Here is a 1,220-nt window from a genome sequence, read left to right as displayed (position 1 = left end):
TAGTCGACCATCCCCTGGGGGCGGCCCTGCTCGCCGGCGCCCGACATGATCCAGAACCCGCAGGCCCGCGGATCTGTCTTGGACTTCTACGCCGCCGGGGGCATTCGCAGCTTCGCGGACGGCGGGACCTCACCGGGCGACGTCCCGAACCAGCATGTCGCCCAGATCGCTCCAGCTGGCTCCTACCGCGTGTGGGGGGAGCAGGAGACTTCTGGCGAGGGGTACGTGCCTTTTCGAACATCAGCCCGGCCCCGCTCCCGGGCGATCACCGAGGAGATCGTGCGACGCCTCGGGGGCGACCCGGCCGGTATCGAGTGGAACGCCAGCGGCAGCGTCACCGACTGGCGCTACGACCCGTCCACCGGCACCCTCTACAGCGCCTCCGACGCCGGGCAGGCCGGACACAAGACCCGCAAGGTCAAGGTCAAGGGCGGCGAGGACAAGGAGATCGACTACTTCGACCTGTCGGCGGTCGAGGCCAAGCTCAAGGCCAACTCGCGGGCCAACGCCGAATGGGCCCGCAACCTGACCACGGTGGCGGAGCGGGCCGGGTCGGACGTTGCGGCCGCACTGGAGGGCATGGGCGAGGACGGTGTAGCCCTCACCGCGAAAATGGCGCAGGGGACCACCAAGTACGTCAATGAGATGGCCGCGTCGCTGCGGGGCCTCGGGGCCACGGCGAAAGCCACGCTGACCGACTACACCCGCCAGCTCACCAAGGCCTCCAACACCAACACCACGTTCGCGACGAACCTGGCGAAGCTCGCCGCCGCCGGGTTCGGCGACCTCGCGGCCCAGCTCTCCGCGCAGGGGGATGAGGCGGCGCAGCAGCTCGCCGCCGAGGCGGTCAGGGACAAGGGCAAGGCGTCCAAGGCGAATGCGCAGGCGGGGCGGGCCAACGCTCAGCTCACGCCGGACCAGGTCTCTGAACTCGTGTCGATCATCGCGGCCGTCAAGTCCAGCCGGACCGGGCTGCACGATGTCGCCGACACCACGGGCCTGGGCGAGGACGAGATCGTCACCGTCGCCGGGAAGGCCTCGCCGACGATCCGGGACGCCCTCGGGGCGCGGGCGACGAAGTTCCTGGCCGACCTCGCGCGGGCGCAGAAAGGCCTGTCGTACGCGGACGGCGGGATCCGCGAGGGCATCTACGCCACCCAGAACGGCATCGTCCGCTTCGCGGAGCCGTCCACGCAGGGCGAGGCGTACATCCCGCTCGC

Annotated in this window: 1 protein-coding gene; it reads left to right on the top strand. The window is 70.5% G+C overall.

Translation table 11 applies throughout. The features are described from left to right. Positions 1-78: 78 nt before the first annotated feature. Positions 79-1,220 (top strand): hypothetical protein (locus ABZ404_RS39105; protein ID WP_358991726.1); only part of this gene is annotated, 1,142 nt, incomplete at its 3' end.

This window comes from Streptomyces sp. NPDC005878, from assembly GCF_040629815.1.
GTDB lineage: Bacteria > Actinomycetota > Actinomycetes > Streptomycetales > Streptomycetaceae > Streptomyces.
Note: the sequence above shows the minus strand (reverse complement) of the source record. Positions and strands in the feature narration are given on the sequence as shown.